Raw genomic sequence first — 13188 nt, 5'->3', positions numbered from 1 at the left:
AAAAAAATCAATTTGGAGATATCAATATATTAATCAGTAGTTTTAACGATTTAAGTCAATAAACATCCCAGAAATAAAGTCTGTTATAGTGTCGCTAGAAATTGAGGCTTAGAATAATGAATTTTAATTTTGAAATTGATACGACTTGGTGTTTAGAGCAATTATTTAAAGATGGCCGCATTGATGAGCGTGAAAAAATATTAGTACAAACGACGCACCGTCAACGTGAGCAGCTTAGATGGCATCCATTGCAGTGGATTGCAAATTTTAATTTAAGAGATCAGCTTCATCCTCAAGCGACTTTATCCCTGAATCGTTTAATGCAATGGTTGGCAGATAAGTCTAATCTCCCTTTATATGTGATTGATCCTCTCAAAGCGGATGTGGGTGCGCTGACCAATGTAATGTCGCAAGAGTTTGCTGTGCGTAACAGAATTCTTGCAGTAGAAGTGAAAGCTGATGAAATCTTAATTGCGACGGATCAACCTTATAAAACGGAATGGGTCGGTAATCTTGAGCGCAGTTTGTTGCCTAGAAAGATTCAACGGGTGCTGCTCAGTCCAGATCAGTTGCAGCGGTATTTGGTCGAATATTATCAAGTGAGTCGTGCGGTATCGAACTCGCAGAAGTCTGGTACTTATGATCGTGAAAATAAGGGTGTGGAAGCTTTATTGCAATTAGGCGACACGCAAAACCCTGATGCGAATGATCAGCATATTGTGAAATTGGTCGATTGGATTTTGCAGTTTGCATTTGAACAAAGTGCCAGTGATATTCACATGGAACCGCGTAAAGATACGGGTAAAGTCCGTTTTCGTATTGATGGAGTGTTACATACCATTTACAACATGCCTGCCAATACCCTGACGGCTGTGATTTCTCGAATTAAGATTTTGGGTCGCATGAATGTCGCGGAAAAGCGTAAACCACAAGATGGACGTTTAAAAACCCGTACCCCTAAAGGACAAGAAACTGAATTACGTTTATCCACTTTACCTACAGCATTTGGTGAAAAGTTGGTGATTCGTATTTTTGATCCTGAAGTTTTGGTGCGTAGTTTTGAGCAATTAGGTTTTGAAGGCGGCTTGTTAAGCGATTGGCAAAGTTTAACCTCACATAGTCATGGCATTATTTTGGTGACAGGACCAACAGGTTCGGGAAAAACCACGACTTTATATTCTTCCATGAAGAAGTTAGCAACGGATCAAGTGAATGTATGTACCATTGAAGATCCGATTGAAATGCTGGAACCGAGTTTTAACCAAATGCAGGTGAACACAGCCATTGAGCTGGGTTTTGCTGATGGCGTGCGCGCACTCATGCGTCAAGACCCCGATATTATTATGGTGGGGGAAATCCGTGACCACGATACAGCCAATATGGCAATTCAGGCGGCATTAACGGGTCACTTGGTGCTTTCAACACTACATACCAATGATGCGCCATCGAGCTTGACCCGTTTACATGATTTAGGTGTGCAACCGTTTTTGACTGCTGCAACAATTCTTGGTGTGTTAGCACAGCGCTTGGTACGTCAACTTTGTCCACATTGTAAAAAAGAGAGTCATATCAATGAAAATGAATGGGAACATTTAACGTTTGATTACATTATGGAAATGCCCGAAAAAGTTTATAGCGCCGTCGGTTGTGAAGCATGCCGTCATACAGGATATAAAGGTCGTGTCGGTATTTACGAATTTATGCCGCTTAGTTTAACCACCAAGCAATTGATTGGTGCAAATGCAAATTTAAATGAGTTACGTCAACAGGCGAAAAAAGAAGGCATTGAACCTTTACGTATTGCAGGTGCGCGTAAAGTTATTGCGGGCATGACCACTTTAGAAGAAGTGTTAAGAGTCGTGCCATTGAATTAGGACTTGTTGGTTATTTATTTGATTCAAATGAATCACTATATTTGACCATTCGGTCTAGGTTTTGCTCATTGTGTTGAAATATGCTGCATTGAGCCCATCTTAAGATTCAACTCATGTTATTTTGTTTTAATTGCATTAACCAAATCAAGACATGAATATGTGAGGGTGAAGTAATGAATGTAATTTCTAAAATAGCAGTAGGTGCAGCTTTGGTAGTTACAGTGAGTAGTTTTGCGCTTGCCAATACAGCAGTAGTGAATCAGCAGGCGATTGCTCCAACACAAATTACCGTCAAGCAGGCATTAACATTAAAAGATGACACGCCCGTAAAACTAAAAGGCTATGTTGTCAAAGCTTTGGGTGATGAGAAATATCAGTTCCAAGACCAGACAGGCAGTATTACGGTCGATATTGATGATGAATTATGGCGTGGTCAGCCTGTATCAGCAAAAACACCTGTGACCTTAACGGGAGAGGTCGATGTTGATTATCTGCCAACAAAACGTGTTGAAATTGATGTTAATACTTTAACTTTTTAATCAGACATCCATTGAACAAAAGCCACATGCAAAACATGTGGCTTTTGCATTTTAAACCAGATCAAGGCATGCTGAGATTAAGCACCTAATATGAGTACATGATGCGTATATTATTAGCTGAAGATGATTATTCCCAAGCCGAGAGTATTAAAACTTGGTTAGAAATGGACGGTTATAGTGTAGATTGGGTTGACCGTGGGGATTACGCGATTCATGCCATACAACAGCATCAATATGACTGTGTTTTGTTGGATCGAGGTTTACCGCAAGCCACGGGAGATGACATTCTCAAAACCATAAGAACACGGCAGCAAGGTATTCCTGTCATTTTTATTACGGCAAGAGACAGCATTCATGACCGTGTTGAAGGTTTAGATTTAGGGGCCAATGACTATTTGGTCAAACCGTTTAGCTTGGAAGAATTATCAGCGCGAGTCCGTGCTCAATTACGTTTGCAGCAATCATCTACAGGTCAGTATGTATCTTTTGCCAATTTACAACTGGATCCACAAGCCAAGGTTGTTCAGCAAAATGGGCAGGTGATCCATCTCACCGCGAAAGAATTTCAGATTTTATATAAATTAATGCAAAAACCTGAACATATTGTGACCCGAGAACAACTCGAAGAGTCGCTATATGCGTGGGGCGAAGAAATTGAAAGTAATGCCATAGAGGTATTTATTTATCAATTACGTAAGAAAATAGGCTCTAGTTTGATTAAAACAGTTCGAGGTCTAGGCTATCGAATGAATCAGGAAGGTTAAATGGTTACCCAACATATTTCGCTGCAAAAGAGACTGGTAAAGACCTCTGTGCTAAGTTCAGTCGCGGCAGGGGTGGTCGCTTTTGCTTTGTTGGTGGGTATCTCAATGTATCAAAGTATGAGCATGCAAGACGAAATTATGGATGAAATTGCCGATGCTTTGCTTCTTGTTCAACCCAATCAAAATGAAGGACCGCATATCGCACAGTTGAGTGATGAATTTGATTTACAATATCAGTTGATCCATCAGCAAAAAGTCGTGCTTCAATCCGATTCATTTGAATTGGCATCTGTAGTGAGTTTTTCAGATATGCAGCATGAGCATTTTGATTACCTTTGGTTTCAACATGCACTGTGGCGAAGCTACCAATCCTTCGATCCAGATACCCAGATGCAGGTGGTGATTTATCAACCCATGCAAGTTCGCTTTGAAAATGTCTTGAGTAGTTTTGCTGTATATGCGGTTTTGTTGATGGTCTTGTGGTTGTTGCAATGGTTGTTTGCACATTTCGCGATTGCCCGTCAGTTCAAAGTCATGCAAATGCTATCTAAAAAAATAGCGGACAAAAGTGCACAGGACTTAACGCCAATTACGCAGGATGCCCCCATCATTGATGAGCTTCAGCCCATTATTTTACAATTAAATCAGTTATTACAACGTCTAGATCAGTCACTGCAAGCAGAGCAGCGCTTTACTGCAGATGCATCGCATGAATTACGTTCCCCGCTTTCTGCGATTCAATTACGTTTGCAGGTACTCAAACGGAAATACCAAGATCAGCCACAATTTACGCAGGAATTACAACAAATTCAGCAAGATGTCAGTCGTGGTACCCAAGTGCTAGAAAACCTCTTGCTTCTCGCGCGTTTAGATCCGACAGAAACGGCAGATTTACCGCTATCATCGCTTAATTTAAGCCAATTGGTGATGGACGTCTGGAACAGTTTAGAGATATTTAGCCAGCAGAAACAAATCCAACTCGTGTCCAATTTGGATCCCAGTTGGATTGAGGTAAATCCTGAGTTAATGACGGTCTGCTTACGTAATCTTTTGGATAATGCCATACGTTATAGCCAACCCCATAAATGTGTTTCTATTCAAGTCACGGTCAAGCAACAGCAGGTGTGCCTCTGTATTGAAAATGAAGGTGAAGGCGTGGACAGTGATACGATCTCGCGTTTGGGTGAGCGTTTTTATCGGGCTTTGGGCAGTAAAACGACAGGTTCGGGGCTAGGGCTTTCGATCTGTAAAAAAATTGTGCAACTGCATTATGCGAGCATAGATTTTTCGGTCTCTTCTTATGGCGGCTTAAAAGTAGAGTTGTATTTTAGAAAATTTGAAACACCTGAAATTTGAGCTATTGTGCTATTTAGCCTGTAAATAAAAAAGCAGTACGCGCTGACATACTGCTAGTTCCCACGTTTATTATTATCAATTTATTTTATTTTTATTTCGTGAGAATAAGACGATTATTCCGAGTTAAACGTAGACGATATTCTTCACCTGCATGCATGATGCGAATTTCACGTCCAAGGGCAAAAAGATTATTGGAATGTAGCATTGGCAGTGCATGTGCAGATTCAGTGTGACGTGTAAATAAGCTAAAAGGTGCGTTCATTTTTTTGTTTGCTCCGTGGTGTACTTTCGAGTGATTTAAATGATAATCATTATCGAATAGACCTGTCAACGGGAATTTTAGCAATTTATAAAAAAACTAAATTTACTTACACTTAGACTACTTTACTGTGATGGAACTTGTTATGTCCAAGCCGAATATTCATGTCGCAATTGCCTTATTACTACATCAAAATAAAATATTAGTCGGATGGCGCAGTGCTGAACAGCATCAAGGGAATAAGCATGAATTTCCTGGAGGAAAAGTCGAAGCGAATGAAACGCCATTGGATGCTTGTCGCCGTGAAGTCTTTGAAGAAGTTGGCGTGGGACTGAATGACTGGCATGCATTTGATGTGATTTGCCATGAATATGATGATGTGGTGGTGAATTTGCATTTATTTCATGCCATAGTGCCCGCAGCATTATTAAATGAAATTCAACAGCCATGGACATGGTATAGCCGTACAGAATTGCTGAGTCTGAATTTTCCGAAAGCCAATTTTAGCATTTTGCAGCGATTATACTGGCCAAACCAAATTAAAATTTCTGAGCATTTGAATGATTTGGAACAGCTTAAACCACAGCAATTACTGTATTGGCGCGTGGAACATGAAGCAGCAGATTTGGAAGATTTAGAGCAATTGTCTGAACAGCAGGCTAGTCATTTAATTGTGAATATTCAAGCATGGCAACAATTGACGCTGCCAATGCAGAGAAAAGTAGCTGCAATTCATCTTAAACAGCATCAGTTGATGGCATTTAAGCGTGGAGAACTACCTGTGGGTTTCCGTTTCATTGCGGCATGTCATGATGTCGTGGCCATGCAACATGCACAAAATATTGGTTGTGATGCCATTATTTTGAGTCCAGTTTTGGCAACAGCGACCCATCCTGATGTAGAACCATTAGGCTGGGAACGGTTTCAAGAATATGTTCAGCAAGTGGATATTCCCGTGTTTGCTTTGGGGGGAATGCATGTTGAACTGTTACAACAAGCGCAGTTACATCATGCTTACGGTATTGCAGGGATTCGATATCTTTAAAAAAACTTGGTAACTTATTTATAAAATGCAGAACAAACAGGCATTAAAGTGATTTTAATGCCTGTTGAGCTTGCTGTACGGTTTTACGGTTATTTTGCTTTTGCCCCGCTTTTGCTACGGCTCCCCAAAGTTGCTTTTTCATGGCTTGGGTTTGTGCATAGCTTAAACCGCGACGGGCTAAGGCTTCTGCGTTGGCAGGCTGATTTTTTTGATTAGCAACTAAAGCCAGAAACAAGAAAGTTTCCGCTGACTGCGGTGCTAGACGTTGTGCACGTAAGGCAGCCGCTTCAGCATCATTCCAACGCCCTTGTTTATAAGCTTGCTGTGTTTGTTGCATTAATTGTTTAAAGGCTGGAAGTGAGCGTCCATCTTCAAATTTCTGCTGAGATTTTTGTTCAGGCACCACGACTTGCACTTTTTGCCGTTTAATTTCTGGTTGATCATACGGTGTAATGACCACACCAGAAGATTTTGGTTGTGCAGCTTTGGGCTTTTCGGTGTTAACAGCAGGTTTAGCACTTTCTGGCTTTGGTAGGCTTTGGCAGCCTACTAAAGCCATAACAGCAGCAGAAAGGAGAATGGATCTCAACATATGCAATTAAAATTCCTTAGTTGGCATAAGTTCCGCTCGAAATGACACGACCTGAATTTTGATCCAAGTCATTTTGCATGTCACTTTCACTCTCGCGGATATAGTTGTCCATACTATCGGGTTGTGCTGGTTGGTTCTGGTTCATTTCCGTATCAGGTGTGTAAACTGGTTCCACTTGGTAGTGAGGAAAGCCGCATGCTGTAGCACGACGTGGTACAGCACTCCTTAATAACGGTATATACAATGCACCTTCACAACCCTGAGCAGATAAGTTGCCTGAGCCACTATCGATCCATTGCCATTGCACATCGTCGGTTTGACGTAAATTGACTGGTTTTTGACGTAATTGACTCATGACATTGGTCCAAACAGGTAAAGCACCTGAAGAACCTGTCAGTCCTGTGACTTTATTGTCATCTAAACCAAGCCAAACCACACTGAGATAATTGCCTGAATATCCTGCAAACCATGAGTCACGGGTATCATTGGTGGTGCCTGATTTGCCAGCAAGCTTTAATGAGCTTGGTAAAGTACTGTAAGCAGAACGACCTGTACCTGAATTCATTACCTGTTGTAGGCCGTAATTCACAATATAGGCAGCCGCAGGATCTATGGTTTGTTGCACAGTTAAACTATAACGCTCTAAAACACGACCATTAGAATCGACCACCGAGCGGATTGATTTAATCGGATATTTGAAACCGCCTGTAGCAAAGTTTCCATAGATGCTCATGACTTCCATCGGAGACATATCTACCGCACCCAAGAAAATCGAAGGGTAGGTTGGAACGTTGGAAGTCACCCCAAATTTTTTCAAATGATTAGTAAAGCTGGCAACCCCAAATTCTTGTCCAAGACGAACAGCAGACAAGTTATAAGAATTGGACAGGGCTTGTACCATTGGGACTACACCATGTTCACCACCACTATAGTTTTTAGGTGTCCAAGATTTACCTTCACTTGGAATGCTAATGTAGCTGTCTTCAATTGGGCTGGCCCAGTTGTAACGTCCAGACTCAATTGCATTAAGATAAATCACAGGTTTGAGTAATGAACCGACTTGGCGTTTTGCATCAAGTGCGCGGTTAAAACCAGTAAAATCTTGGGTCGAACCCACTGCAGCAACCAGTTCACCATTTTCAGGATGAGAAACTAATACTGCACCTTGTAAGTCTTTTAAGCGTTTTGGATTATTATTGCTTAAACGTGCAACAGAATTCTTAAATGCAGTTTGGATATTGGTTTGTGCAATTGGATCAAGTGTGGTGAAGATTTTTAAACCTTGGTTGGTTAAATCAGACTCTTGATATTCAGTCCGTAATTGACGACGCACAATATCTAGAAAATCTGGGAAGCGTGCAGGTCCTAAAGTGGGTTTTGCTAAAACATTCAATGGGCGTGCAATTTCACGCTCATATTGTTCTTGCGATAAATAACCCATGACCAACATATTATTTAACACGATATCCCGGCGCTTTTTAGCACCTTCAGGGTTACGCCAAGGATTGAATAAAGAGGGTCCTTGTACTAAACCAACCAAATAGGCTTGTTGCGAGATATTGAGTTCACGTAGAGGTAAACCGAAATAGAATTGTGATGCCAAACCGTAACCATTAATAGAATAGTTACCATTTTGTCCCAAATTCACTTCATTTAAATATGCTTCAAGAATTTCATCTTTGTTGTAATGTAGCTCAACCAAGAGCGCCATTAATGCTTCATTGACTTTACGCTTTAAGGTACGTTCTGGGCTTAAATAAAAGTTTTTAACCAACTGTTGCGTAAGCGTCGAACCACCTTGGCGTTTTCCTCCAGTCACATTACTGACCAAAGCACGTGCAGTCCCTCGAACAGAAATACCATGATGCTTATAGAAGTTACGGTCTTCAGTCGCGATTAAGGCTTCAATTAAAGGTTTTGGCACATTGGATAATTTAATCAGGACCCGATCTTCATTGTGCTGCGGATAAATACCGCCAATTAAAAGCGGTTCTAAACGCGCAATCCCTGTAGAAGATGGCTTGGTTGCACTCACTTCACTAATCTGGTCATTTGCAAAGCTGACTTTTAAGACTTGTTCAGGTTCAATGCTATCACCGAAGTCAAAACCGCGGGTATGAACAAATAAGGTATCCCCAGTGCTGACATAATTGCCCGATTTGGCATAACTATCCACATTTTTATAGCCCAATAGTTTCAATTCTTGATCGAAATCTTTTTGGCTAATAGGGGCGTTGGTGTAAATTTCTAGCGGGCGAGCAAAAACCTTCGCAGGAATATCCCAGCGCTTACCTTCAAATTTTTCTCTCACAATATTATCTAGACGGATCAGGTAAAAACTAAATGCTAGAAAAGTACCAATGACCAATATGGAGAAAATAAGTGCGAATAATCCTATGCCACGTTCAAACTTCATAAAAGGTGATAAGATCCTGATAAATTTTGCTAATCATGCGAAGCTTTTTCCCATTTTGCAATAATAAATCTGTCACAGATGCGAAAAGCCATACCAATAAATGGGCTAATCAGGCTATTTATATGGTTTTTTATTTCATTCGGGTTTAATGATATGATAAGCCAGAATCCTAACGGAGCGATCACATAGGTGCAACTTTCACACAAGTCTTTTCGGAATATTGGATTAATTGGTCGACCAGACAAATCTTCTGTTGTTGAAACTTTAAGCCTCATTCACGATCATCTTATGAGCTTGGGTTTACATCCTGTTTTTGATGCAGAAACCGCCGAGCTTGTCCCTTATAAAAATACACAAACGGTCAGCCGAGCCTTATTGGGTGAAGTTGTAGATTTGGTTATTGTGGTTGGGGGTGATGGTTCCTTATTACATGCTGCACGTTCTTTGGTGAAATATAATACGCCTGTTATGGGTGTAAACCGTGGACGCTTAGGTTTTCTTACCGATATTAAACCGACTGAAGTTATCTATAAGTTAGATCAAGTCTTACAAGGTGAGTTTCAGCAAGACCGTCGTTTTTTGTTGGAAATGGAAGTTCGCTCCAAAGGTGAAACGATTCATGATGCAATTGCCTTAAATGATGTTGTGCTGCATTCGGGTAAATCTGTACACATGATTGACTTTGAATTAAACATCGATGGGCAATATGTGTACCGTCAGCACAGTGATGGGTTGATTGTTTCTACACCAACGGGTTCAACCGCCTACGCATTATCGGGTGGCGGACCTATTGTGCATCCAAGTATGGATGCGATTTCCTTAGTCCCAATGCACCCACATACCTTGTCATCACGTCCCATTGTTGTGGGCGGACATAGTGAAATTAAAATACTCATTCGTGAAAATCGTGTATTGCCAATGGTCAGTGCCGACGGGCAACATAGTGTTTCACTCAATGTGGGAGATAGTTTGCATATTCGCAAACATCCATTTAAATTAAACCTCTTGCATCCGCCTGGGTATGATTTTTATATGGCTTGTCGTACTAAACTAGGTTGGAATCGTGATTTTGATTCATTGCAACAACAGGATTAAATATGAATATTGAACAAATGCTGGCTGTACTCGATCCTGATATTGTTGGTCGTTTAAAGACTGCGATTGAAATTGGGAAATGGCCAAATGGTGTTGCATTAACCAAAGAGCAACGTGAAATTTGTATGCAAGCTGTGTATGCGTGGGAAATGAAGCATTTACCAGAAACTGAGCGTAGCGGTTATATTGACCGTGGCACAAAAGAAGAGGGCGAAGAGTGCGATGATGATCATCACAAAAATGAACTTGAATTTAAGCCCATTCGTTTTGTTTAAGCCAAAAAAGCTTTGCTAATATCTGAGATATAAAAAAGGACTCTAAATAGAGTCCTTTTTGTTAATACAGGTATTTTTGTCATTACACTGGAATGGCAGAATTAAAAACGATTTAACCAAAGTGCTTTCGCTTTCAGCATCGCGTCAGGGTAACTTTCGCATACTCCCATGGTATACAAAGCTATGCCCATAGTTTCTATAACCGCAGTTTCACCATATTCATGCTGTTGCTGACCTTGCCAGACAGATTTAAACACAGCCAAATCGAGTTCTTCTTCGACGGGACTTCGGTTGTCTGTCAGTTTAGGAAGCTCGTGTTCATAAAGTTCCCCATTTTTAATGCCACAAATTAAGGTTTTGGCATCAGGATTGCGTTCGAACTCACCACCTTCACCTTTAATAACAGCACTGTTTTGATAACCGAGTTTAAAGGCAGCCTGTTGGTGAGAGCTACGATATGCAGGATGGAAAATGGCTTGTAAAGAGGCTTTGGCATTAAACGGATTAATCAGTCGCGCTAGGGTATGAATTGGCGAGCGCAATCCCATGACGTTGCGTAATGCAATCAGTTCACTCAGGATAGGTGAAATAACCTCTAAGGGTAAATAGGCAAAATTACGTTGTTGTAGTTGCTGTTCAACATCATCTTGGTTTTGGCAGATGGGGAAACCTAAATATTCAAGCACTTGTTCAGTATACACACGATTTAAGGTGTGCCCAGCCGCACCATGCATGACAATTTTATAGCCATGATGCGCCAAAGTTAATGCAGCCAATAAGAACCAAGGATAATGCTTGCGTTTCCCTGCATAGGAAGACCAGTCTAAATCTACGTTAAGAGTTTTAAAATTTAACGAGTCACGTGTTGCTTGTACAAAACCAGCCAATTCATCAACAGATTCTTCTTTCACACGCAACAGCATCAAAAAAGCACCCAATTGCACATCCAGTACTTCACCATTCAAAATCATTTTGAATGCTTGATAGGCTTCATCATAAGTTAATGAACGTGCACCATTCTTGCCTTTACCGACAATACGGACAAATTGGGCAAAAGGATGCTCAAAATCTTTGTATAAATTTCTTTTGGTTGTCATTCGCTCAGATCACTGTGTAATTTCGTGTTTTGGGGAGAAAAGTTTAAATTGATAATAGAAAGATTTTGATGTAAAAGAAAGAAAAATGATGGCTTGGATATACGACCAATGTCTAATAAAAAACGAACATAATTTAATCGAATTTGAAAATATATGTAGATTTACTGTTCAAAAATTCGGTAGAATCCCAACAAATAAGGATGACTGTTAAGTTTTTCTTATGAGTTGTTTTTTCTATCATATTGAAAATACTCATTTTCAATAGTCTAACTGCGACGGAATCGCGGATATTATTATTTAGTTTAATGAGAAGGTATTAAGATTGACTTAATACCTCTAGCCTTTTGTAGTGATTATAAAAGGAATTTTTAAGGGCTGTGTATTCTTAGGAATAGACAAATATTGGATGTTTCTAGTTCTAGAAATATGTTTAGAAGTAACGCTATGGCTAAAAAACCCATCTATAAATCACTGTATTTCCAAGTGATTGTTGCCATCATTGCAGGTATTCTGGTTGGTCATTTCTCTCCAAGTGGAACCCAGATTGTAAATGGTGCTGAACAATATGTCCCAGGTTTAGGCGAACAGCTGAAACCTTTAGGTGATGCATTTATCCGATTGATTAAAATGATCATCGCCCCAGTGATTTTCTGTACAGTTGTTAGCGGTATTGCTGGCATGGAAAGCATGAAATCAGTGGGTAAAACGGGTGGTATTGCTCTCCTTTATTTTGAAATCGTTTCTACTATTGCCTTACTCATTGGTTTATTGGTAATTAACATTGCCAAACCAGGTGTAGGCATGAATATTGACCCTGCATCTTTAGATGTATCGGGTATTTCTAAATATGTAGAATCAGGTCAGTCACAAAGCACTGTCGATTTCTTAATGAATATCATCCCACATACTGTGGTGGGTGCCTTTGCTGAAGGTGAAATTCTTCAAGTATTGTTATTCGCTATTTTATTTGGATTCGCACTACATAAATTAGGTGATTCTGGTAAGCCAGTTCTTAAGCTGATTGACCAAATTTCGCATGTCTTCTTCAATATTGTAAATATGATTATGAAGCTTGCGCCTATTGGTGCTTTTGGTGCAATGGCATTTACCATTGGTAAATATGGTATTGGTAGCTTAGCGCAATTGGCTCAGTTAATTATCTGCTTCTATATTACCTGTTTATTGTTCATCTTTATTGTACTGGGTTCAATCAGCCGTTTTTGTGGTTTCAGTATCCTTAAAATGATTCGTATGATTCGTGAAGAATTATTGATTGTTTTAGGAACATCATCGTCAGAATCTGTATTGCCACGTATGTTGAAGAAACTTGAAATTGCAGGTTGTGAAAAATCTGTAGTGGGTCTCGTGATTCCAACAGGTTATTCATTTAACTTAGATGGTACTTCAATTTACTTAACCATGGCTGCGGTCTTTATTGCTCAAGCAACCAATACTCAATTAGATATTTCACATCAAATTACTTTGTTATTGGTGTTGTTGATTTCTTCTAAAGGTGCTGCGGGTGTAACGGGTTCAGGCTTTATTGTGATGGCGGCAACTTTGTCTGCGGTAGGTCATATTCCTGTTGCTGGTTTGGCCTTAATTTTAGGTATTGACCGTTTCATGTCTGAAGCACGTGCATTGACCAACTTGGTGGGTAACTCATTGGCAACAATTGTGGTTGCAAAATGGGTGGGTCAATTAGACAAAGACCGACTAGACTTTGCTTTAGCGAATCCTGAAGAAGTGGATAAGCTTATGCTAGAAGAAAATAATCCATCTCACGCTTAATTGTGAATCATTTAAAGGAAGCTGCGGCTTCCTTTTTTTTATGGCTATAGCGTTGACCTGATTGCTGTAAATAAGACATAACATG

12 protein-coding genes are annotated in these 13188 nt (G+C 40.1%); 8 read left to right on the top strand and 4 right to left on the bottom strand.

The genetic code is table 11. The features are described from left to right. Positions 1–116: 116 nt before the first annotated feature. The 4 genes from E0H82_RS05615 (at position 117) to E0H82_RS05600 (ending at position 4533) form a co-directional block, all read left to right on the top strand. Positions 117–1874 (top strand): GspE/PulE family protein, encoded by a 1758-nt coding sequence (locus E0H82_RS05615; protein ID WP_131263732.1) that lies wholly within the window; start codon positions 117–119, stop codon positions 1872–1874. Positions 1875–2047: 173 nt separating this feature from the next. Then, a complete protein-coding gene (locus E0H82_RS05610; RefSeq protein ID WP_131263731.1) occupies positions 2048–2413 on the top strand; it encodes a NirD/YgiW/YdeI family stress tolerance protein in 366 nt (121 codons plus the stop codon). Between the two features lie 101 nt (positions 2414–2514). After that, positions 2515–3177: a response regulator transcription factor gene (locus E0H82_RS05605; RefSeq protein ID WP_131263730.1), complete on the top strand. Its 663-nt coding sequence runs from the start codon at positions 2515–2517 to the stop codon at positions 3175–3177. Continuing rightward, positions 3178–4533, top strand: a complete 1356-nt coding sequence (locus E0H82_RS05600) for a sensor histidine kinase (protein ID WP_131263729.1) — start codon at positions 3178–3180, stop codon at positions 4531–4533. It abuts the gene before it with no gap. 91 nt (positions 4534–4624) lie between these two features. Here the strand turns inward: E0H82_RS05600 and hemP are convergent, their stop codons facing one another. Continuing rightward, positions 4625–4795, bottom strand: a complete 171-nt coding sequence (hemP, locus tag E0H82_RS05595) for a hemin uptake protein HemP (RefSeq protein WP_044739433.1) — start codon at positions 4793–4795, stop codon at positions 4625–4627. A gap of 142 nt (positions 4796–4937) precedes the next feature. On the opposite strand from hemP, the gene E0H82_RS05590 reads away from it, so the two are divergent. Then, complete coding sequence (locus tag E0H82_RS05590; RefSeq protein WP_131263728.1) at positions 4938–5837, top strand: thiamine phosphate synthase; 900 nt, start codon at positions 4938–4940, stop codon at positions 5835–5837. Between the two features lie 43 nt (positions 5838–5880). On the opposite strand, the gene E0H82_RS05585 is transcribed toward E0H82_RS05590, so the two are convergent. Next, positions 5881–6429, bottom strand: a complete 549-nt coding sequence (locus E0H82_RS05585; protein WP_131263727.1) for a tetratricopeptide repeat protein — start codon at positions 6427–6429, stop codon at positions 5881–5883. Between the two features lie 16 nt (positions 6430–6445). After that, positions 6446–8845, bottom strand: a complete 2400-nt coding sequence (gene mrcB, locus E0H82_RS05580; protein ID WP_131263726.1) for a penicillin-binding protein 1B — start codon at positions 8843–8845, stop codon at positions 6446–6448. Positions 8846–9034: 189 nt separating this feature from the next. Here mrcB and E0H82_RS05575 point away from each other — a divergent pair, with 189 nt between their 5' ends. After that, entirely contained in the window at positions 9035–9940 is a 906-nt protein-coding gene (locus tag E0H82_RS05575) for an NAD(+) kinase (RefSeq protein WP_131263725.1), read from the top strand. A 2-nt stretch (positions 9941–9942) separates the two neighbouring features. After that, complete coding sequence (locus E0H82_RS05570) at positions 9943–10215, top strand: YeaC family protein (protein WP_131263724.1); 273 nt, start codon at positions 9943–9945, stop codon at positions 10213–10215. Between the two features lie 101 nt (positions 10216–10316). On the opposite strand, the gene E0H82_RS05565 is transcribed toward E0H82_RS05570, so the two are convergent. Further along, complete coding sequence (locus tag E0H82_RS05565; RefSeq protein WP_131263723.1) at positions 10317–11312, bottom strand: glycosyl transferase family protein; 996 nt, start codon at positions 11310–11312, stop codon at positions 10317–10319. A 444-nt stretch (positions 11313–11756) separates the two neighbouring features. On the opposite strand from E0H82_RS05565, the gene E0H82_RS05560 reads away from it, so the two are divergent. Next, the gene (locus E0H82_RS05560) at positions 11757–13103 is read left to right on the top strand and encodes a dicarboxylate/amino acid:cation symporter (RefSeq protein WP_131263722.1); all 1347 of its coding nucleotides are present in this window, start codon (positions 11757–11759) and stop codon (positions 13101–13103) included. Positions 13104–13188 lie beyond the last annotated feature (85 nt).

Source organism: Acinetobacter sp. ANC 4910, assembly GCF_004331035.1.
Taxonomy (GTDB): domain Bacteria; phylum Pseudomonadota; class Gammaproteobacteria; order Pseudomonadales; family Moraxellaceae; genus Acinetobacter.
The sequence above is the reverse complement of the archived record's forward strand: the minus strand, read 5'-3'. Positions and strand labels throughout refer to the sequence as shown.